General features: G+C 74.6%; 17 protein-coding genes. 4 read left to right on the forward strand and 13 right to left on the reverse strand.

Annotation, left to right across the window (positions count from 1 at the left end):
• Positions 1-105 precede the first annotated feature (105 nt).
• Positions 106-858, forward strand: a complete 753-nt coding sequence (locus ACFXGN_RS22795) for an SMI1/KNR4 family protein (protein ID WP_384862128.1) — start codon at positions 106-108, stop codon at positions 856-858.
• A gap of 182 nt (positions 859-1,040) precedes the next feature.
• On the opposite strand, the gene ACFXGN_RS22800 is transcribed toward ACFXGN_RS22795, so the two are convergent.
• From ACFXGN_RS22800 to ACFXGN_RS22820, 5 genes are all read right to left on the reverse strand, one after another.
• On the reverse strand, positions 1,041-1,304 hold the full coding sequence (locus tag ACFXGN_RS22800) for a hypothetical protein (protein ID WP_384862131.1): 264 nt from the start codon (positions 1,302-1,304) through the stop codon (positions 1,041-1,043).
• Positions 1,305-1,421: 117 nt separating this feature from the next.
• The gene (locus ACFXGN_RS22805) at positions 1,422-1,898 is read right to left on the reverse strand and encodes an NUDIX domain-containing protein (protein ID WP_384862134.1); all 477 of its coding nucleotides are present in this window, start codon (positions 1,896-1,898) and stop codon (positions 1,422-1,424) included.
• Positions 1,899-1,951: 53 nt separating this feature from the next.
• The gene (locus ACFXGN_RS22810; RefSeq protein WP_384862137.1) at positions 1,952-3,154 is read right to left on the reverse strand and encodes an FAD-dependent oxidoreductase; all 1,203 of its coding nucleotides are present in this window, start codon (positions 3,152-3,154) and stop codon (positions 1,952-1,954) included.
• A 109-nt stretch (positions 3,155-3,263) separates the two neighbouring features.
• Positions 3,264-4,700, reverse strand: a complete 1,437-nt coding sequence (locus ACFXGN_RS22815; RefSeq protein ID WP_384862139.1) for an FAD-dependent oxidoreductase — start codon at positions 4,698-4,700, stop codon at positions 3,264-3,266.
• Entirely contained in the window at positions 4,697-6,256 is a 1,560-nt protein-coding gene (locus ACFXGN_RS22820) for an FGGY family carbohydrate kinase (protein WP_384862142.1), read from the reverse strand. Before ACFXGN_RS22820 ends, ACFXGN_RS22815 begins: the two co-directional genes overlap by 4 nt.
• 303 nt (positions 6,257-6,559) lie before the next feature.
• Between ACFXGN_RS22820 and ACFXGN_RS22825 the strand changes: the two genes are divergently transcribed.
• Together ACFXGN_RS22825 and ACFXGN_RS22830 are read left to right on the forward strand one after the other, a co-directional pair.
• Complete coding sequence (locus tag ACFXGN_RS22825) at positions 6,560-7,534, forward strand: hypothetical protein (RefSeq protein WP_384862145.1); 975 nt, start codon at positions 6,560-6,562, stop codon at positions 7,532-7,534.
• A gap of 72 nt (positions 7,535-7,606) precedes the next feature.
• A complete protein-coding gene (locus ACFXGN_RS22830) occupies positions 7,607-9,136 on the forward strand; it encodes an amino acid permease (RefSeq protein WP_366444482.1) in 1,530 nt (509 codons plus the stop codon).
• Between the two features lie 54 nt (positions 9,137-9,190).
• On the opposite strand, the gene ACFXGN_RS22835 is transcribed toward ACFXGN_RS22830, so the two are convergent.
• On the reverse strand, positions 9,191-9,946 hold the full coding sequence (locus ACFXGN_RS22835) for a GntR family transcriptional regulator (RefSeq protein WP_384862148.1): 756 nt from the start codon (positions 9,944-9,946) through the stop codon (positions 9,191-9,193).
• A 183-nt stretch (positions 9,947-10,129) separates the two neighbouring features.
• On the opposite strand from ACFXGN_RS22835, the gene ACFXGN_RS22840 reads away from it, so the two are divergent.
• Positions 10,130-11,470, forward strand: coding sequence for a DUF2252 domain-containing protein (locus tag ACFXGN_RS22840; RefSeq protein ID WP_384862151.1), 1,341 nt, complete (start codon positions 10,130-10,132; stop codon positions 11,468-11,470).
• A 69-nt stretch (positions 11,471-11,539) separates the two neighbouring features.
• Here ACFXGN_RS22840 and ACFXGN_RS22845 read toward each other — a convergent pair whose 3' ends face one another.
• The 7 genes from ACFXGN_RS22845 to dhaK form a co-directional block, all read right to left on the reverse strand.
• Positions 11,540-12,931, reverse strand: a complete 1,392-nt coding sequence (locus ACFXGN_RS22845) for an FAD-dependent oxidoreductase (RefSeq protein ID WP_384862154.1) — start codon at positions 12,929-12,931, stop codon at positions 11,540-11,542.
• Positions 12,932-13,132: 201 nt separating this feature from the next.
• Positions 13,133-13,861: a S1 family peptidase gene (locus ACFXGN_RS22850; protein ID WP_384862157.1), complete on the reverse strand. Its 729-nt coding sequence runs from the start codon at positions 13,859-13,861 to the stop codon at positions 13,133-13,135.
• Positions 13,862-13,996: 135 nt separating this feature from the next.
• Complete coding sequence (locus tag ACFXGN_RS22855) at positions 13,997-14,533, reverse strand: PadR family transcriptional regulator (protein ID WP_384862160.1); 537 nt, start codon at positions 14,531-14,533, stop codon at positions 13,997-13,999.
• Positions 14,534-14,637: 104 nt separating this feature from the next.
• Entirely contained in the window at positions 14,638-16,653 is a 2,016-nt protein-coding gene (locus ACFXGN_RS22860) for an FAD-dependent oxidoreductase (RefSeq protein WP_384862163.1), read from the reverse strand.
• Positions 16,654-17,284: 631 nt separating this feature from the next.
• Complete coding sequence (gene dhaM / locus ACFXGN_RS22865) at positions 17,285-17,704, reverse strand: dihydroxyacetone kinase phosphoryl donor subunit DhaM (protein ID WP_384862165.1); 420 nt, start codon at positions 17,702-17,704, stop codon at positions 17,285-17,287.
• Entirely contained in the window at positions 17,701-18,330 is a 630-nt protein-coding gene (gene dhaL, locus ACFXGN_RS22870; RefSeq protein WP_384862342.1) for a dihydroxyacetone kinase subunit DhaL, read from the reverse strand. The genes dhaM and dhaL overlap by 4 nt, the downstream gene beginning before the upstream one ends.
• A 26-nt stretch (positions 18,331-18,356) precedes the next feature.
• Positions 18,357-19,349: a dihydroxyacetone kinase subunit DhaK gene (gene dhaK / locus ACFXGN_RS22875; protein WP_384862168.1), complete on the reverse strand. Its 993-nt coding sequence runs from the start codon at positions 19,347-19,349 to the stop codon at positions 18,357-18,359.
• Positions 19,350-19,521 lie beyond the last annotated feature (172 nt).

The following is a 19,521-nucleotide window of genomic DNA, read 5'->3' on the forward strand; positions in this document are numbered from 1 at the left end:
GGCGCCCTCCGGACGGCGGGGCCCGACGCGAGCCCGGCCACGGGGCTCTCCACGGGTGCCGCGACCGGAGCCGGGCCGTCGTACCCCCGTGCGAGACTCCCGGTCATGAGGGCTGACCCAGAGCTGCTGCGGGACCTGATCGCCATGACGCCGGGGATGGTGACCCGGCCGGGCCGTGGCCGCCCGGAGGCCGTGATCCGCGCGGCGGAGTCCGTCACCGGTCCGCTGCCCCGCTCGTACCGGTGGTGGCTGGCCGAGTACGGCGAGGGTTCGCTGCGGGGCCGCCCGATCGCCACGGTGGACCCCGTGCCCGGCCTCGGCGAACCGGGGCTCACCGAGGGCCGGGACGGCGGCGACCGGCTCTGGTTCCACGAGGACGACGACCACGAGTGCCACGGATTCGCCCTCGACCGGCCCGCCGACGGGGAGTGGCCCGTCGTCGTGCGGAGCCGCGTCACCGGCGAGGAGCAGCCGTACGCCGACTCCTTCGCCGGGTTCCTCACGATGTGGGCGGCGCTCGCTGCCGGACTGCGGGAGGGCCCGAACCCGGCCGTCGCCCGGCTGTGGCGCGCCACCCCCGGGCTCAGGCTGCCGGACGGCGGCACCCTGTACGGGCCGCACGTCCTGCGGGCCCGCAACGACGCCTGGGAGGTGCGGACGCACGCGCCCCACTGGGTGCTGGTCGGTGAGGAGGGCGGCGGAGCGGGCCTGTTCATGCGGCGGCACGGCCGGGACCGCTCGTCCCTGTACCGCCTTGCGCCCGGCGCCCTCCGGGGCGGCGGCGCCGACCACGGGGAGCCGCTGGCCGCAGACCTCTTCGTCTGGATCGACCGGATCACCGGACCCGCGAGCCGCTGACACCGGGACCGGTGGTCCCCCCGGCCGGGAGACCACCGGCCGGGACGGACCGTCCGGCGACCCGACCTGCCGACCGGTCACCGGGCCCGGTCCCGCCGGGGTCACCCGGGGTGACCCCGGGGCCGGTCCCGTCGCGGGCGGACATGACGGGCCGTCGGCTCCGACGTGGCTCCGGCGGTCCGTCATCCCCGGGGCGGTGGAGGGCCGTCGTGGTCCGCCGGGAGCACCGGGAAGCTCCGCAGGGACGACACCAGACGCAGCAGCCGGTCCTCGTTCCCCTCCAGACCCGCCGCGCGGAGCGCCTCGTCGACCTCGGCCATCGGCCGGGTGAGCATCTCTCCCGCGTACGGGGCGAGGCGGGGATCGGTCAGCACGGCCCGGGCGGACTGGAGCAGCCGCAGATAGGCCTGGGCGGCGGCGCGTTCCGGGGCGGTGATCGTCGTCATGTCGGGGCTCCCTCTCGACCGTTCGGCACCCACCAGCCTCGCCCACGGGTCTGACAACGAGACCGAGAGGCCCGGCCTCGGGGCCCGGTCCGCCTCCCGGCACAGGGCGCGTCGTGCTCAGGCCCGTTCTTCGAGCCGTGCCGACAGGCGTTCCAGGAACACCCGCTGGCCCTCGACGAGGAGCGGGGCGGCCCTGTCCGGCGGGTACCAGGCCACCCGGTCGATCTCGGGGAACTCCGCGCGGACCCCGGACCGGGGCGGCCACTCCATGGTGAACGTGCCCGGTACGACCGCCGCCGGGTCGAGGGTGCCCTCGACGGCCCAGACCGTGACGACCTTGCCGCCGCGCTGCCGGGACTCGCCCAGATCGAGCCACGGGCCCTCCGGGGCGGGAAGGCCCAGTTCCTCCTGGAACTCGCGGCGCGCCGCCGCCTCCGGCGGTTCGTCCGGCCCGTACTCCCCCTTGGGGATCGACCAGGCCGCCTGTTCACGGGAGGCCCAGAGGGGCCCGCCCATGTGGCCGATGAGGACGTCGACGCCCCCGTCCGTCGTACGGCGGAAGACGAGGAGGCCCGCGCTGCGTTTGTCCGGCATGTCGTCAGTGTGACCGAAGGCCCCGGCCCTCGCGGTGGCGCCGCCCCGGGGGCTCACTCCTCCGCGCGGAGCACCACCGGGCCGCCCGCAGGGTCCACGCCCTCGGTCCACCCGGGTGCCAGCCGCAGCGGACGCCCGGGGTCGAGCGTCCCCCGCAGCCGCTCCCGCCGCAGCGGGGAACCGTCCTGGCCGACGGTCAGGAGCGGCCGTACGAGCCGCCGCTCGGGCCGTACGAGGAGGGTGACCGGTTCCGCGCCGAGGAGCCCCGGCGTCACCCGGCGCAGCGGTCCCGCCGTCGTGACCGGCACTCCGCCGCCGGGCCAGGGCCGTCCGGCGAGCCGGTCGAGCACGGCGTCCGCGACCGCCCGGCCCTCGGCGGCAGCCGTCTGCGCCGGTTCCCCGCCGTGCAGCAGGTTCCCGATGGCGAAGACGCCCGGCTCGGCGGTGCGGAAGGAGCCGTCCGTCACCGGCCCCCGGGTGCCGGGGGCGAGCGGCAGCCCACCGGCGCGGGCCAGTTCGTGGTCGGGGATCCAGTCGCCGGTGAAGACCACCGTGTCGCAGCGCAGCAGGTGGGCGCGTCCGTCGCCGCCCCGGACCGCGACCCCGGTGAGCCGCCCGCGCCCGCGCAGTTCCGTCACGACCGTGTCGGTGAGCACCGGCACCGGTCCGAAGGCGTCTGGGCGCGCCGGGCGTTCACTGACGACCGCCACGACGTGGACCCCGGCCGCGCGCAGGGCCCGCACCGCGCCACGTGCCACGGGTTCGCCGCCGACGACCAGGGCCCGGCGGCCGACCGGCTCCCGCCGGGTCCGGCCGGGCAGGAGCAGGCGCTGGAGCTCTCCGGTGGTGAGCACCCCGGCGGGCCGTGAGCCCGGGACGAGCCGTGCGCCGCGGGGCCGTTCGCGGGCGCCGGTGGCGAGGACCAGGGCGCGGGCCCGGATCTGTTCGAGGCCGGTGGGGGCGGTGACGTCGAGGGTGAGGGGACCGGCCCAGCCGGTGGCCGACACGCCGGTGCGGACGGTCGCCCCGGCGGTGAGCGCGGCGCGCAGCGCGCGCCGGGCGTATCCGGGGCCGTCCAGGGCGCGGCCCCGGGCGTCCGCGCCGAAGCCGGGGCGCGCGCAGTGCCGGGGGACACCGCCCGCGGCCCGTTCCCGTTCGAGGACCTCGACGCCCGCACCGGCCGCCGCGAGCCGGGCTGCGGCGGCGAGCCCGGCGGGTCCCGCGCCCACGACCAGGACGTCGACCGTACGGTTCACCGGGTCCCTCCCCGTACGCCCGTCACGGTCCGCGCGCCACGGGTCCGGCGCACCGGAGTCCCTCCCCGTACGGGTGCCTCCGTACGCGCGAGTGCGGCGGGAGCGCCGTTCACCGTCGTTCCTCCCGGCCCCGCCGAGGGTGCGCGTGCTCCTCGAAGAGCGCGCGCACCTCCGCGCCGCAGTAGTGGCCCTGGCAGCGACCGCCCCGCGCGCGGGTCCTGCGGCGCAGACCGTCGAGACCGCCCGGGGGGATCGTGGAGGCGAGGGCGGCGCGGATCTCGCCCCGGGTGACCCGCTCGCAGTGGCAGACGATCGAGCCGAACTCGGGGTCGCGGGCGATCAGCCGGGCGTCCCGGTAGGGGCGGGGGAAGGACTCGCCGAGGTTCGGCATCGTGATCCCGGCGAGCGGCCGTTCGGGGCCCGGGTCGAGGCCGCAGTCGGCGAGCAGCCCCCGGACGTGTTCGGCGACGGCCAGGGAGGCGGTGAGGCCGGTGGAGCGGATCCCGCCCACCGTCACGTACCGCAGCTCCGGGTGCGCGGCGATCTGGTAGTCCTCCTGGCCGGTGGCGGCGCGCAGTCCGGCGTAGACGGCGGTGACCTCCTCGTCGAGCAGGGCGGGCAGGACGCGCCCGCCCCGCTCGCGGAGTCCGGCGAGCCCGTCCGCCGTGGTGCCGGTGGCGGTCTTGTCGGTCAGGTCCTCGGCGGTGGGGCCGAGCAGGACGTTGCCGTACACCGTGGGGGTGATCAGGACGCCCTTGCCGAGCGGACCGGGGACGGGCAGCAGGATGTGCCGTACGAGGTCCCGGGCGAACTTGTCGAAGACGAGGAGCTGGCCCCGGCGCGGGGTGACGGTGAAGTCCTCGCGTCCGACCAGCGCGTCGAACGCGTCGGCGTGGAGTCCGCAGGCGTTGACGAGGTAGCGGGTGCGCAGGACACCGCGCCGGGTGCCGAGCCGGTGGTACGGGTCGCCCGGCCGGACCTCCTCCACCCGGCAGCCGAGGTGCAGGTCCACCCCGGAGCGGACGGCCTGGGTGGCGTACGCGAGGGTCGTCGTCCACGGGCAGATCACCGACTCGCCCGGCACGTCGAGCGCTCCCAGGGCGCCGGGTCCCAGGTGGGGTTCACGGGACCTGAGCGCTTCGGCGGAGAGCGGCCGGGTGGTGCGGTGGCCGTTGCGCACGGCCTTCGCGGCGAGGCGGGGGAGGGCGGCGAGCTGCTGCTCGTCCCAGGCCACGAGCAGGGCGCCGAGGGGCTCCACGGGGATGCCGGTCTCCCGGGCGTACGCGGAGAGCAGCCCGTGGCCCTCGCGGACGAGGCGGGCCTCCAGGGTCCCGGGGACGGCGTCGAAACCGGTGTGCAGGATGGCCGTGTTGGCCTTCGACGTGCCGTCGCCGACGTCGTCCGAGGCGTCCACGAGCGCGATCCGCAGCGGGTGGCGGGCCAGCGCGCGGGCCACGGCGGAACCGACGACCCCCGCGCCGACGATCACGACGTCGTACACGTCGTCGTGCCCGCCGGGCGGCGCCCCCTTCCGCGTGACGCTCACCGGACCCCACCGGGAACGGCCCCACCGGGCACGACTCCACTGGGCGTGCCCCCTCCGGGCGCGACTCCTCCGGATACGGCCCCGTCAGGGACGGCCCCGCCGGAGCCCGTCCCGCCGGGACCCGTCCGTCCGGCCAGTGACGCGACCTCGGCGCGGAAGCGGGCCAGGCGGGTCTCGGCCTCGTCGCGGGAGATCCGGGGTTCGTACACCGCCGAGGGCTTCCACCGCGGCACGGCCCGGTCGAGGGTGAGGTGCGGGTCGTGGCCGAGGCGGGCCACCGCGCCGACGCCGAGGGCCGTCGCGTCGGGGGACGCGGCGACCTCGACGGGCAGTTGGAGCAGATCGGCCTGGGTCTGCATGAGCAGCGCGGACCGGGTGAGCCCGCCGTCGGCGCGCAGCGCGGTCGGCGGCGCGCCCCGTTCCGCCGTGACGGCCGCGGTGAGGTCCACGACCTGCGCGGCGATCCCCTCGCAGAGGGCGCGGACCAGATGGCCCCGGGTGGTGTCCAGACCGAGGCCGGTGAGAGAGCCGCGCACGTCCCCGCGCCACCAGGGCGCGGCGAGTCCGGCGAGCGCCGGGACGAAGGTGACCCCACCGGTGTCGGCCACGGTGCCGCCGACGGTGTCGATCTCCCCGGCGCCGGTGAGGACCCCGAGGTCGGTGAGCCAGCGGACGGCGGAGGCGACCGTGTAGACCTGTCCGTCCAGACAGTGGGTGACCCGGCCGCGGAGCCGCCAGGCGACGCAGCCGACGAGGCCCGAGGTGGTGCGGTGGGGCGCGGGCCCGGTCCTGGCGAGGAGGAAGGCGCCGGTGCCGTACGTGCACTTGGCGGCGGCGGCGTCGTCGGCGCTCTGGGCCAGGAGCGCGGCCTGCTGGTCCACCAGGAGGCCGGTGAGGGGGAGCGGTGGGCCGAAGGCGCGGGTGGTGCCCACGGGGGTGTCGCAGTCCACGATCCGGGGGAGGCGTTCGCCGCCGAGGCCGTAGTGGTCGAGGGCGGCCCCGGACCAGGCGAGGGTGTCCAGGTCGAGGAGCCCGGTGCGGCCCGCGGTGGCCGCGTCGGTGACGAAGGCGCCCGTGAGCCGGTGGACCAGCCAGGCGTCGCTGGTGGTGACCACCCCGGCGCCGGTGGCGTGGCGGCGGATCCAAGCCATCTTGGGCGCGGCGAAGTAGGGGTCCACCGGAAGCCCGGTGATGTGTCTCAACTCGTCTTGATGGAGGGCGAGTTCGTCGCAGAGCGCGGCGGCTCTGCGGTCCTGCCAGACGAGTGCGTCGGTGAGGGGCTCGCCCGTCGCGGGGTCCCAGGCGAGGACGGTCTCGCCCTGGTTGGCGAGGCCCACGGCGACGACCCGGGTGCCCGCCTCGGCGAGTGCCGCGCGTCCGGCGGCGACCACGGAGTCGTACAGCTCACGCGGGTCGGCCTCGACCAGACCGCCGGGCAGGTAGCGGGGCCGCACGGGCGCCGTGCCGCTGCCGATGACCCCGCGCTTGGGGCAGAGGACGAGGGCCTTGGTGCCCGAGGTGCCCTGGTCGACGGCGAGTACCGGGCCGCCCGTCATCGTGCCGCTCCTGTCCTGGTGACCGCTCGGTGATCACCCGATCACCGAAAAGGGTCAGGGTGTCGTTCCGGCCGGGCTTCGTCAAGCCCCGGGCCGGGAGCCCGTCACCTCCGCCGGGCTACCTGACAGTAAGTCAAATTCAGTCGCTGGCTGAATAGTTACCGTCACGGAGGAAAGTGGACCGGTCACGTCCAGAGACCTCTATAGTGATCGCCGATCAACGGCCGGGACGCCCGCCGGGGGACTGACCACCCCCACCAGCCACCGAGGAACCATGTCACCGACACCACCCCCCACCCCCTGATGGCCGCCCAGGGCTTCCGCCCCGTCTACCACCCGGCGGGCCACGACCACGCCCTGCGCCACGCCCTCCAGGACCTGCGCACCGGGCGGTGGGTGGCGATGGCCCGGCTCCTCGACGAGACGGCCGACTGGGACGGCTGGACCCGGCGGACCCAGGTCCTCGCCGCCGTCGCCGCGGGCACCGACGTCGTCCACGCCTGGCGCACCGAACAGCCCGACAGCCAGGCCGCCACCGTCATGCACAGCCGTGTCGCCGTCGAACGGGCCGTACGCGCGCACCGCGGCGCCCACCCCCGCACCAGGGAGCTGTGGCAGGAGGCGTGGACCGCCTGCCGGGAGGCCGCCGAGCGGGTCCCCGAGGACCCCGTGCCCTGGGTCGGGCTGATCGCCCTCGCCGCCCTCGACGGACGCCAGCGGATGGCCGAGCACCGCGCCACCCCGCCCGCCCCCATGCTGCCGCCGGGGCCCTGGGGACTGCTCGCCGAGGCGGAGAAGCGCGACCCGCACAACCGCGAGGCGCACCACCGGATGCTCCAGTTCGTCTACGCCCGGCGCCCCGGACCGCTCTCCGAGGCCGTCAACTACTCGCACTGGGCGGCCTCCTCGGCCCCCGTCGGCTCCGCCCTGCACGCCCTCCCGCTCTATGTGCGCGTCGAGCGCTACCGGCGCGAACGCGGCCATGAACGCGCCCTCGACCTGCACTGGGTCGGCGAGGACGCCGTGCGCGACGCCCAACGCGCCCTCGACACCTGGTTCTTCTTCTGCGCGACCGAAGACGCCTCGCTGCTGGACCTGAACCATCTCGCGCACGCGCTCTACGGCGCCCTGCGCTTCACCGACGCGGCCCGGGTCTTCGAAGCCCTCGGCCCCTTCTACACCACCCTGCCCTGGGCGTACCGGACCCCCCATCCGGACGATCGCGCCCTGGCCGAAGAGGTCTTCCTGCGCGCCCGCGCCCGCTGTCTCAGCGGCTGAGCCGGCCACGGCCGAGAGCCGCGCGCCCGACCCCTTCCGCCCCACCGCTCACCCCCGTCCCCGGAGGAACCGATGCCCCGCACCGCAGCGCCCGACGCCATACGCACGCCCCCACCCGTCCATGACGAGGAGGCGCGGCTCAGGGAGCTCGGCTACCAGCCCGTCCTGGCCCGCCGGATGGGCGGTTTCGGCAACTTCGCCATCAGCTTCTCGGTCATCTCCGTCCTCTCCGGCTGCATGACCCTGTACGGCTTCGGTCTGGGCACCGGCGGGCCCGCCGTGATGCTCTGGGGCTGGGCGGGCGTCGGTCTCTTCGTGCTCTGCGTCGGCCTCGCCCTCGCCGAGGTCACCAGCGCCTATCCGACCTCGGGCGCGCTCTACTACATGGCCGACCGGCTCGGCGGGCGCCGCTGGGGCTGGTACACGGGCTGGCTGAATCTGCTCGGTCTGCTCGGTGCCATCGCGGGCATCGACTACGGCGCCGCGCTCTTCACGGGGGCGTTCCTCAACCTCCAGTGGGGCTTCGTGCCCACCCCGGAGTCCACCTTCCTCATCTTCCTGGCGATCCTGCTGCTCCACGCCACCCTGAACCTCTTCGGGGTGCGTCTGGTCAGCGTCCTGAACTCGATCAGCGTCTGGTGGCACCTCGCGGGCGTCGCCGTCATCGTCGGCGCCCTCGCGTTCATCCCCGACCACCACCAGTCCGTCGACTTCGTGTTCACCGAGTTCGTCAACGACACCGGATGGGCGAACCCCTTCTACGTCGCCGCCATCGGACTGCTGCTCGCCCAGTACACCTTCTCCGGCTACGACGCCTCGGCCCACCTCTCCGAGGAGACCTCCAACGCCTCCGTCACCGCCGCCAAGGGCATCGTGCGGGCCATCTGGGTCTCCTGGATCGCCGGATTCGCCCTGCTCGCCGGGCTGACCTTCGCCATCCAGGACTACACCGCCACGCAGAACAGCGCCACTGGCGTCCCGCCCGCCCAGATCTTCCTGGACGCGCTCGGCACCGGCGGCGCCACCGCGCTGCTCCTCGTGGTCATCGTCGCCCAGCTCTTCTGCGGCAACGCCGAGGTCGCCGCCGCCAGCCGCATGGTCTTCGCCTTCAGCCGCGACAACGCCCTGCCCGGCTCCGCGATCTGGCGGAAGATCAGCAACCGCACCCAGACCCCGGTCCCCGCCGTCTGGCTCTCGGTGGCCGTGGCCGCGCTGCTCGCCGTCCCCTCGCTGTACTCGGCCACCGCCTACGGCGCCGTGACCGCGATCAACGTCATCGGCATCACCCCCGCCTACGCCATCCCGATCTATCTGCGGCTGCGCGCCGGAGACCGGTTCACGCCCGGCCCGTGGAGCCTGGGCCGCTGGAGCAAGCCGATCGGCTGGACCGCCGTGGTCTGGGTGGCGCTGGTGACCGTGCTGTTCTGCCTGCCGCAGAAGTCCCCCGTGACGGTCGACAGCATGAACTACGCCGTGATCGCGCTGGCCGTCGTCCTCGTCCTGGCCAGCGTCTGGTGGTACGTCGCCCGCCGCTCGTACGGCACCCCGACGGCCTACGGCACGGCCCGCGAGGAGGCCGAGATCGCCGAGGGCATCGTCTGACACCGGGCCCATGTCCCGTCCGCGTTCCCCCCACGGACGGGAGCGGGAACACCGTCAGGCGCTGAACTCGTACGTCCAGGAGGCCGAACGGGACGAACAGCAGTCGATGTCCGTGATCTCCAGCGCGTGCCCGTGCTGGTCCGACACCACCCGGTGGACGACCAGCCGAGCCGCGCCGCCGGCCGTCGTCGTCATGGGACCCGGCGGAACGCCGACCGACTCCCGGTGGGTGATCCGCAGCCCCGCCTGGTGCATCCAGTGGTACAGCAGCCGCAGGTCCGGCTGCTGGCGGTAGTCCCGTCCGCGCCGGTAGCGGGACAGCTGCGGGATCTCGGTGAGGGCGGGCCGGGAGAACCAGGACACCGCCCGCTGGAGCGCGTTGCCCTGAGGTCCGAGCACCACGTGCCGGTGCACGAGGGTCGGCTCACCCGGGGTGAGCAGCAGCCTCGGGGCCAGTGGCGCGGGCGGTGTCTCCCAGGTCAGCGAGGCCCGGACCAGGGCCTCCGCCGCGCGCGGACCGCCCGGGAAGGTCGGCCGACGGGCCGTCAGGGACGGGACGGCCTCCTGGCTCTCCGCCCCGCCCGCGGCGAACGTGCCTCGTCGGTCCGTGACCACCAGCCTTTCCTCCCGCAGGAGTTGCAGCGCGCTGCGCACGGTCTGCCGGTTGACGTGGTACCGCTGGGACAGGGAGCGCTCCGAAGGGAGCCTGCTGCCGGGGACGATGCGCCGGTCGGCGAGGTCCTCGCGCAGCGAGGCGGCAACCCGGAGGTAGAGCGGCGGGACCGCCGCCTCGGAATCGGGCTCGGCCATGATCAAACCTTTCTTCGCTCTGTGTGACCACATGGGTCGATTGTGTGAGCAATTCCTATCATTGGTCTAAACCATTTAGCTAGGCCGGTCCGGCAGAGTGGCCGAAAGGAGCGTCGCACCGTGTAATGAGGTAGCAGGTGGCGGGCCAAGGGACCGCGCCGAGGCGAAGGCGGGTGAGGCCGGATGACGACGCCGTCGGAACGCGCCGCACGGGGCAAGGAAGCCCGTCGACGAGTCCCCCGATCCTCCCACGGCCGCTGGATACCCAGCTCCCAGCGCCCCGACCCCCTCGACGTCCTCGCACAGCAGTGCACCGACCGGCTGCCCGACCTCGTACCCCTCCGGTACGCCCGGATGGCCGCCTCCCCCTTCGCCTTCCTGCGCGGCGCCGCCGCCGTCATGGCCGCCGACCTCGCCGCGCCCCGCCACACCGGACTCACCGTCCAGCTCTGCGGCGACGCCCACCTCCTGAACTTCGGGGTCTACGCCTCCCCCGAACGGACGCTCCTCTTCGACGTGAACGACTTCGACGAGACGCTCCCCGGCCCCTTCGAATGGGACGTGAAACGGCTCGCCGCCAGCGTCGCCGTCGCCGCCCTCCAGAACGGCAGCGCCAAGGCGGGGGCCCACCGCGCCGCCCTCCTCGCCACCGAGTCCTACCGGACCCATATGCGCCGCCTCTCCGGACTCGGCGAACTCGCCGTCTGGTACGAACGGATCGACGCCGACGACCTCGTCCACCTGGTCCGACGTGAGGAACGCCCCCGGGTCGCCGACCGTCTCGCCCGTGCCCGGCGCCGCACCAGCCTCCACGCGCTCGCCAAGCTGACCGCCCCCGACGCGGACGGCACCCACCACTTCGTCGAGGACCCGCCGCTCCTCGAACGCACCACGGACCTCGACCGGGTCACCCTCGGCAAGATCTTCAGCGACTACCGCAGTTCCCTCTCCGAGGAGCGCCGCGTCCTCCTCGACCGCTACCGCTTCCTCGACGCCGCCCGCAAGGTCGTCGGCGTCGGCAGCGTCGGCACCCGCTGCTTCGTCCTCCTCCTCGAAGGACGCGACCCCGGCGACCCGCTCGTCCTCCAGATCAAGGAAGCCGTGCCGTCCGTCCTGGAGCCCTACCTCGGCCCGGCCCCCTACCCCCATCAGGGACGGCGGGTCGTCCACGGCCAGCGCCTCACCCAGGCGGCCAGCGACATCTTCCTCGGCTGGATGACGGGCCCCGAACGACGGCACTTCTACTGGCGCCAACTGCGCGACATGAAGGGCTCGGCGGAGGTCGAGACCATGTCACCGGCCACGCTGCGGGAGTACGCGCGGCTCTGCGGGCGCGCCCTGGCCCGCGCCCACGCCCGTTCCGGCGACCGCGTCGCCGTCGCGGGCTACCTGGGCGGCTCGGACGTCTTCGACCGCGCCGTGGCCGACTTCGCCCTCGCCTACGCGGGCCAGAACGCCGACGACTACGCCGCCCTCGGCGCGGCGATAGCGGCGGGCGTGGTCACGGCCGCACCAGCGGGCTGACGGGCCCGCCGGGGCGGGGCGACCGGGTCCGACCGGCCCGGCCCGGAGGGGCCCTGCGGGCCCGCTCCCTCAGGTCTCCCGGTGCAGTGGTGGTTCCGTCGGGGTCGGGGACGCCGGGCCGAACAGCACCGCGCGGGCCACCGAGGGGGCGAAGAGCCCCGTCAGGGGTCCGGCCAGGGTCAGCGCCTCCCGGAACGAATTCCCGACCACCGGATCGCCCGCCGCCCGTTCCTGGACCCGGGCCAGATACCAGCCGACGGCCTTGTCGAGCGTCCCCGAACGGGCCGCGTCGCCCGTCGCGCCGGGCATCTTCTTGTCCGCCCCTGCCGAGATGTCCCACGCCTGCCGCGAGGCGGCGAGCAGCGCGCGCTGCACCCGCCGGGTGGTCGGGACGCGCCTCCGGTCCGCGAGCGCCCGGCGCAGCGCGACCGCCGTGATCGCGGCGACGGCCATCCCCTGCCCGTAGACCGGGTTGAAGGCGCAGAGCGCGTCCCCGGTGGCGAGGAACCCGGCCGGGCGCCGCCCCGGACGGTCGTACCTGCGCCGGATGTTGGCGGTGCTGCGGAAGCCGTACACCGGGGACTCCGGTTCGGCCCGAGCCAGCCAGTCGCTGATCAGCGGGTGGGGGAGCCGCTTCGCGTACTCCTCGAACGCCCCCTCCTGGGTGGGAGGTTCGTCGCCGCGCAGGCCCGAGAGGGTGACGAGGTGCCGTCCGTCGCCGAGCGGCAGCACGACACCGCCGTACACCTGCGAGGGGTTGGGCACGACGTTGTAGCCGACGGTGTCGGTTCCGGTCTCCCCGGCGGGGACGCGGTACACGCGCGTGCCGTACGCGAGACCGGTGTCGAGGGTCTCCTCGTGCGGCGCCTCGGCGCCGATGCCCGCCAGCCAGTCGGCCGCCTTCGTGGACCGCCCGGACGCGTCCACCACCAGATCGGCGGCGAGCGTACGGGTCTCCTTGTCGCCGCCCGCGCCACGCGTCCGCAGCCGTACGCCCCGGACCCGGGTGGAGTCGCCGACCAGGCCCACGGTCTCGGTGCCGTCGAGCAGTTCGATCCGGGGGTCGGCCGACACCCGCCGCCGCACCAGCCACTCCAGCTGAGGGCGCGGACCGCTGTAGAAGTGCGAGCTCGCGGACGAGCGGCGGAACCACCGGCCGGCCTGCCACTGGATCATGTCCTGCGGGATGCCCACCTTCGGGGCACCGAGCTCCCGCAGCTCGTCGGTGAACCCCGGCAGCAGTTCGTCGAGCGCCCGCTGCCCGCCGTGGATCAGCACGTGCAGATGCCGTCCCTGCGGGACCCCGGCCCGTGACTCCGGCCCCTCCGGGAAGCGGTCGCGCTCGACGACGGTCACCTTCTCCGCGTGTTCGGCGAGGACCCGGGCGGCCAGCAGCCCGGCGAGACTTCCCCCGATGACCACCGCGTGACGTGTCGCGCGATGCCCCAAGTCGTCGGTCATACCCGCCCTTTCGTGTCGTGGACTCCCCGCCGCCCAGTATCCACGGCGGTACGTGCCCCGTCGTGCTCCGGCACCGGTGCGGCGGGCGTGACCGCACGGTTTCGGCCGCCCCGACCGGCCCCGGAGCGGGGCGCGGAACCGGGGCCCGCCCGCTGCGGGGACGGGCCCCGGCCGGGACGGACCCCGGGACGGACCTCCTGATCAGACTCCGGCGATCGACCGGATCCAGGAGCGGTAGGCCGTCACGTTGGTGTACGCGGTGGTCGTCTGGCGGTCGCTCGTCGACGCCACCCCGACCTGTATGCCGGAGGCCATCATCGGACCGCCCGAGTCGCCGCCCGCGGTGATGCCGTCGCCGCGCCGGGCGCAGATCGCCGAACCGCCGTAGGCGTCGGTGCAGCCGCCGGTCACCGTCACCTGGGCGACCTTCAGGTACCGGGACTGGCAGTTGATCTCGGAGCCGCACTGGGACGTGGCACCCCAGCCGTACACCTGGACGCCCTGCCCGACGCTCACCGAGCCCGGCTGGCCGAGCGGGGAGTAGGTCGTCGACACGGACCGGTCGAGGCGCACGAGCGCCAGGTCCGAGCTGTGCGTGTAGGTCTGGGCGCCGTTGGCGACGGTTCCGCCGCTGAACTGGTCCAGGCTGCCGATGCGGAAGGAGAGCCCGCCGCCGCTGACGCAGTGCTTGGCGGTCAGGATCCAGGTGGGGGCGATGATCGTCGCAGAACAGGTCTCCCTGCCCTGGGAGTACAGACGGGCGGCCCACGGGCCGCTGGAGGCGTAGCCGCCGCCGATGATGGGCCGGACGCTCTGGCCCGTGGCACCGGCCGGTCCGTCGTCGGGCGCGGCGGTCGCGGTGGGGGCCAGCAGGGCGAGCACGGAGAGCGCTCCGGCCGCGGCGGACGCCCAGATGCGGTGAATGCGCAAGGTTCCTCGTCTCCGACGGCGCGCGGAAGCGCCGCCCGTGGGGGTGGGGACAGTGGAACCAGACTCTTCTCGCGGGAGGCCGCCGGGTAATCCCGTCCGGCCATAACACCGTGCTATCGGTCGGCCTCCCCGGGCTCATTCCGCCCCGAGTTCCCCCAGGGCGCCCGTCAGCCACTCCACCCAGAAGCGCTCCGTCTCGATCCCGCCCCGCAGCACGAGATGGCGCAGCCGGTCGGGTTCCGTCCCCCGACGCTCCACCGGGAAGTCCCGCACCTCGATCTCCAGGTACTCGGCCAACTGTGCCTGGTGCAAGGCGAGATGACGGGACAGCTCGGCCCGGAGCCCGGCCGCGCCGACCACGGCCGCCGCCCGCATCCGCAGCAGCAGGGCGGCCCGCATCGGCCTGGGGTCCTCGGCGGTCGCGACCCAGGCGCTCAGCTCGGCGCGGCCCTCGGGCAGCACCTCGTACTCCTTGCGCCGTCCCCGTACCGGCACCGGGGCGGGCAGGGCGCGGATGTGTCCCGCCCGCTCCAGCCGGCCGAGTTCGCGGTAGATCTGCTGGTGCGTGGCCGACCAGAAGTAGCCGATCGACCGGTCGAAGCGTCGCGTCAGTTCGAGACCGGAGGACGGCTTCTCCAGCAGCGCGGTGAGGATCGCGTGCGGCAGGGACATGGCCGCATCCTAGGCCGGGTCCGGACGGCCCCGGCCGGGCCGCGTCGCCCGGCGCGCGGGGGCGCGGAACCTCCCGCGCCCCCGGAACGGGCGGTCCGTACGGCTCACAGGGTGGCCGCGAGCCGGGTGCCCTGGTCGATGGCCCGCTTGGCGTCCAGTTCGGCGGCGACGTCCGCGCCGCCGATCAGGTGCGCCGTACGGCCCGCCGCCACCAGCTCCTCGTACAGGTCGCGGCGCGGTTCCTGGCCCGCGCAGAGCACCACCGTGTCGACCGGGAGGAGCTGAGCCCTCCCGTCGACGGTGAGGTGCAGTCCCTCGTCGTCGATCCGGTCGTACGTGACGCCCGCGACCATCGTCACGCCCCGGTGCTTGAGTTCGGTGCGGTGGATCCAGCCGGTGGTCTTGCCGAGACCCGCGCCGACCTTGGACTCCTTGCGCTGGAGCAGGTGCACCCGGCGCGGCGCCGCGCCGCGCTCGGGGGTGCGCAGACCGCCCCGGTTCTCGTACGAGGTGTCCACGCCCCACTGCCGGAAGTACGTCTCGGGGTCCTGGCTCGCGCCCTCGCCGCCGTCGGTGAGGAACGCGGCGACGTCGAAGCCGATGCCGCCCGCGCCGATGACCGCGACCCGCTCGCCGACGGGCGCGCCGTCCCTCAGCACGTCCAGGTAGCTGAGGACGCTGGGGTGGTCGACGCCCGGGATGGCGGGGGTGCGGGGCGCGACGCCGGTGGCGACGACGACCTCGTCGTGGCCGTCCAGGTCGGCGGCGGTGACGGGGGCGCCGAGGCGCACCTCGACGCCGTGCTCGGCGAGCTGGACGCGGAAGTAGCGCAGCGTCTCGTCGAACTCCTCCTTGCCGGGGACCCGCTTGGCGATGTTGAGCTGGCCGCCGATCTCGGCCGCCGCGTCGAACAGGGTCACGGAGTGGCCGCGTTCGGCCGCCGACACCGCGCAGGCGAGCCCGGCGGGTCCCGCGCCGACGACGGCGATCCGCTTGGCGCGGCGGGTGGGGGAGAGGACCAGTTCGGTCTCGTGGCAGGCGCGCGGGTTGACCAGGCAGGAGGTGATCTTCAGGTTGAAGGTGTGGTCCAGGCAGGCCTGGTTGCAGCCGATGCAGGTGTTGATGGTGTCGGCCCGGTCGGCCGCCGCCTTCGCGACGAAGCCGGGGTCGGCGAGGAAGGGGCGGGCCAGCGAGACCAGGTCGGCGCGGCCGTCGGCGAGGATCTCCTCGGCGACCTCGGGGGTGTTGATGCGGTTGCTGGTGACGAGCGGTACGGAGACCGCGCCCATCAGCTTCTTCGTCACCCAGGTGTAGGCGCCGCGCGGCACGGAGGTGGCGATGGTGGGGATGCGGGCCTCGTGCCAGCCGATGCCGGTGTTGATCAGGGTGGCCCCGGCGGCCTCGATCTCCTGGGCGAGCCGGACGACCTCCTCCAGGGTGGAGCCGCCGGGCACGAGGTCGAGCATGGAGAGGCGGTAGACGAGGATGAAGTCCGGGCCGACCCGCTCGCGGACCCGGCGGACGATCTCCAGGGGGAAGCGGACGCGGTTCTCGTAGGAGCCGCCCCAGCGGTCGGTCCGGTGGTTGGTCGCGGCGGCGATGAACTCGTTGATCAGATAGCCCTCGGAGCCCATCACCTCGACGCCGTCGTACCCGGCCTCCCGGGCCAGCGCGGCGCAGCGGGCGTAGTCCTCGACGGTCCGCTCGACCTCGGCATCGGTCAGCTCGTTCGGTACGAAGGGGCTGATGGGGGCCTTGAGGGCGCTGGGGGCGACGAGCCCGGGGTGGTACGCGTACCGGCCGAAGTGCAGGATCTGCATCGCGATCCGGCCGCCGGCCTCGTGGACGGCGTCGGTGACGGTCCGGTGCTCGGCGACCTCTTCGGCGGTGGTGAGCTTGGCGCCGCCGTCCCAGGGGCGTCCGGCCTCGTTGGGCGCGATGCCGCCGGTGACGATGAGGCCCGCGCCGCCCCGGGCGCGCTCGGCGTAGAAGGCGGCCATGCGCGCGAAGCCGCCCTCGGTCTCTTCGAGGCCGACGTGCATCGACCCCATGATCACCCGGTTGGGCAGGGTGGTGAAACCGAGGTCGAGCGGGCTGAGCAGGTGCGGGTACGGGGTCATGGGGCGCCTCCTCGCGCGGGATCGTCGCCCTCAGTTCTAGGGGACCCCCTCTCGTTATGCAACTAGTTGCAGAACTTTCCGGGAGTGACATCTACTACTCGGTAGCATCGGGGGCCGCCACAGGGCCGGTACGCGTCCGGCGGCGGTGGCCCGCACGGCTTGGGGGCCTCGGGGGTGCTGGGTGGCTGGGACCCCTGAGGGGCCTTGGGCGGCGAACCCGGTATGGCCCCGGGCCGGGTGTTCGGGCGGTGAACCCGTACGGCCCCGGGACCGGTGGCTTCTCCGGGTGTCCGGGCGGCGCCCCCCGGGTACGGCCCCCGGACCGGTGGCTTCTTCGGGTGTTCGGGGCGGCGGACCGATGGGCCCCGACCGGTGGGCCCCGAGCCGCAGGCCCCGGCCCGTAAGCCGTGGTCCGTAAGCCGTGGTCCGTGACCCCCGCACCGTCGGCCACAGCCCACCCCGCCGACGACCGGCGAGGCGCGCCACGAAGGGGGCACGCCGCCCCGCTCGCGGGCGCCGCCGTGCGGTCCGTGCGTGTCGCCGCCCTACCCGCCGACGGCTAACGAGGCGCGCGCCTCGAAGGGGGCGCCCCGCATCCGCCTCGCGGGCTCGCCCCGCACCCGGCGGGCCCTCACTGCTTGCGGTAGGTGTACGCCTCCGACGCCGCCGCCGTCACCGCGTCGAGGTCGCCGCCGACGCTCGCCGTCACCACGGCCGCGACCGCGCCCTCGACGAACGGCGCGTCCACCAGCCGGGTCCCTCCGGGCAGTTCGTCGCCCTCGGCGAGCAGCGCCTTGACCGTGAGCACCGCGCTCCCCAGGTCGACCAGGACCGCGACCCCGGCCCCCCGGTCCACGGACTCCGCCGCCTTCCGGATCAGCTCCGCGCTGGTTCCCAGACCGCCGTCCGGGGTCCCGCCCGCCGGGGCCACCGGAGCGAGGTCCCCACCTCCGGCGAGGCCCCGCGCCAGCTCGGCCACCGCCGACGCGACGGCGGCGCTGTGCGAGACGAGCACGATGCCGACGGGCCCCGCGCCGCTTCCCGCGCTCATGACGCCGCCCCGGCGCGCGGGGTCCGCGCGGTCTCGTCCAGGGCCGCGAACAGCAGCGCCGAGGACGTCGCCCCCGGATCCTGGTGCCCCTCCGACCGCTCGCCCAGATAGCTCGCCCTGCCCTTACGGGCCCGTAGCGGCACGGTCGCGAGGGCGCCCGCCTCGGCGGCGGCGCGGGCCGCAGCGAACGACTCCCGCAGCCCGTCCACGGCCGGTACCAGCGCGTCCAGCATCGTCTTGTCGCCGACCTGCGCGCCCCCCAGCTGGGACACCGCCGTCACCCCGGAACCGAGGGCCTCCGCCAGTTCCTGCCGGGTGACCCGCGCCCCCTCGCCCAGCGTCTTGCCGGTACGCCGCAGCAACGTGCCGTACAGCGGCCCCGCGGCGCCGCCGACCGTCGAGATCAGCTCCCGCCCGGCGGTGGTGAGCACCGCGCCCGGTGTCCGGGGCGGCTCCTTCGCCAGCGTCGCCGTCACGGCGGCGAACCCGCGCCTGAGGTTGGCCCCGTGGTCGGCGTCGCCGATGGCCGAGTCCAGCTCGGTGAGCCGGTCCGCCTCGCGGTCCACGACCCCGGCGGCGGCGGTGAGCCAGCGCACCAGGAAGTCCGCGCCGAAGGTCTCCGTCATGTCGTCCATCCGTCCCATCCCTCGTCTCACCGGCCCCAGCGCAGCGCGGGCGTCCGCACGGGCGCGTCCCACAGCCGGAGCAGTTCCTCGTCCATCTCGCACAGGGTCACCGAGCAGCCCGCCATGTCGAGCGAGGTCACGTAGTTCCCGACCAGCGTCCGGGCCACCGGCACCCGCCGCTCGCCGAGGACCCGCTGGACCTCGGCGTTGAACCCGTACAGCTCCAGGAGCGGGGTCGCGCCCATCCCGTTCACCAGAGCGATCACCGGACCGGTGGGGCGGAGGTCGTCGAGGACGGCGTCCACGGTGAAGTCCGCGATCTCCCGGGAGGTCATCATCGGCCGCCGCTCCCGCCCGGGTTCGCCGTGGATGCCGACCCCGAGTTCGAGTTCGCCCGCCGGGAGGTCGAAGGTGGGGCTGCCCTTGGCGGGCGTCGTGCAGGCGCTCAGGGCCACGCCGAAGGAACGGGAACGCGCGTTGACCCGGCGGGCGATCGACTCGACCCGCTCCAGGGGCGCGCCCTCCTCGGCCGCCGCGCCCGCGATCTTCTCCACGAACAGGGTGGCGCCGGTGCCGCGCCGCCCCGCCGTGTAGAGGCTGTCGGTCACGGCGACGTCGTCGTCGACGAGGACCCGGGCGACCTGGATGCCCTCGTCCTCGGCGAGTTCCGCCGCCATCTCGAAGTTCAGCACGTCACCGGTGTAGTTCTTGACGACGAACAGCACCCCGGCGCCGCTGTCGACCGCCGCCGCGGCCCGGACGATCTGGTCCGGAACGGGGGACGTGAAGACCTCGCCGGGGCAGGTGGCGGTGAGCATCCCGGGTCCCACGAACCCGCCGTGCAGGGGCTCGTGCCCGGACCCCCCGCCGGACACCAGCGCGACCTGACCGGCCACGGGCGCGTCCCGCCGCACCACGATCCGCCGCTCCACGTCCACGTTCAGCTCGGGATGCGCGGCGGCCATTCCCCGCAGGGCGTCGGCGACGACGGTCTCGGGAACGTTGATGAGCATCCTCAACTGTCTCTCCTCGGCAGGTTAGCCAGACTGGCCCATGAGCTGCGTTCTTGCAGTTCAGAGCAGGTTTCATCGTTTGTCGATCTGGGTGCTTCGCGGCGGTTCGGGGCGCTCCTCGGCGGAACGCTCGCTGACTTTTCTGACACTTCACCGGAATGCGTTGAGCGGACCTGGG

The organism is Streptomyces sp. NPDC059247, assembly GCF_042754005.1.
GTDB lineage: Bacteria > Actinomycetota > Actinomycetes > Streptomycetales > Streptomycetaceae > Streptomyces.

Excerpts from the sequence above, each read along its gene's own strand:
- ACFXGN_RS22860 (WP_384862163.1), bottom strand. The coding sequence starts at position 16,653 with ATGACCCCGTACCCGCACCTGCTCAGCCCGCTCGACCTCGGTTTCACC.
- ACFXGN_RS22795 (WP_384862128.1), top strand. The coding sequence starts at position 106 with ATGAGGGCTGACCCAGAGCTGCTGCGGGACCTGATCGCCATGACGCCG.
- ACFXGN_RS22820 (WP_384862142.1), bottom strand. The coding sequence starts at position 6,256 with ATGACGGGCGGCCCGGTACTCGCCGTCGACCAGGGCACCTCGGGCACC.
- ACFXGN_RS22825 (WP_384862145.1), top strand. The coding sequence starts at position 6,560 with ATGGCCGCCCAGGGCTTCCGCCCCGTCTACCACCCGGCGGGCCACGAC.
- dhaL (WP_384862342.1), bottom strand. The coding sequence starts at position 18,330 with ATGACGGAGACCTTCGGCGCGGACTTCCTGGTGCGCTGGCTCACCGCC.
- ACFXGN_RS22845 (WP_384862154.1), bottom strand. The coding sequence starts at position 12,931 with ATGACCGACGACTTGGGGCATCGCGCGACACGTCACGCGGTGGTCATC.
- ACFXGN_RS22800 (WP_384862131.1), bottom strand. The coding sequence starts at position 1,304 with ATGACGACGATCACCGCCCCGGAACGCGCCGCCGCCCAGGCCTATCTG.
- ACFXGN_RS22840 (WP_384862151.1), top strand. The coding sequence starts at position 10,130 with ATGACGACGCCGTCGGAACGCGCCGCACGGGGCAAGGAAGCCCGTCGA.
- ACFXGN_RS22855 (WP_384862160.1), bottom strand. The coding sequence starts at position 14,533 with ATGTCCCTGCCGCACGCGATCCTCACCGCGCTGCTGGAGAAGCCGTCC.
- ACFXGN_RS22830 (WP_366444482.1), top strand. The coding sequence starts at position 7,607 with ATGCCCCGCACCGCAGCGCCCGACGCCATACGCACGCCCCCACCCGTC.
- ACFXGN_RS22835 (WP_384862148.1), bottom strand. The coding sequence starts at position 9,946 with ATGGCCGAGCCCGATTCCGAGGCGGCGGTCCCGCCGCTCTACCTCCGG.
- dhaM (WP_384862165.1), bottom strand. The coding sequence starts at position 17,704 with ATGAGCGCGGGAAGCGGCGCGGGGCCCGTCGGCATCGTGCTCGTCTCG.
- ACFXGN_RS22805 (WP_384862134.1), bottom strand. The coding sequence starts at position 1,898 with ATGCCGGACAAACGCAGCGCGGGCCTCCTCGTCTTCCGCCGTACGACG.